Below are 256 nucleotides of genomic sequence, written 5' to 3' on the forward strand. Positions count from 1 at the left end.
CGTTTGTCCAATTCGTTACAACCCAATTGCGCCAGAAAGCACATTCGCTTTAATGGCTACGCCATTTTGCACTCTCCACACGGGAATGGTAGTTGCATTTATCCAAAAGACCTTTTACAAGAAGAAAATGGGTTTGTTAGGAAAGGAATCAAACAAGAGGTAGAAGTGATCATCGTCGCACTCAAAATAGAGTGCGACGTTTTTGCGTGAAAAAGAGTGGGGGCCAAACTCTACTACTTACACACGTGTGACCTTT

Annotated in this window: 1 protein-coding gene; it reads left to right on the plus strand. The window is 43.0% G+C overall.

Annotated elements, in window-relative coordinates; translation table 11 throughout:
• A partial coding sequence (locus tag CHH91_RS20965) for a hypothetical protein (RefSeq protein WP_217973780.1) occupies positions 1-210 on the plus strand: 210 nt, incomplete at its 5' end.
• Between the last annotated feature and the right edge of the window lie 46 nt (positions 211-256).

It is taken from the genome of Virgibacillus sp. 7505 (assembly GCF_002272135.1).
In the GTDB taxonomy this organism is placed as follows: Bacteria; Bacillota; Bacilli; order Bacillales; family Amphibacillaceae; genus Terribacillus.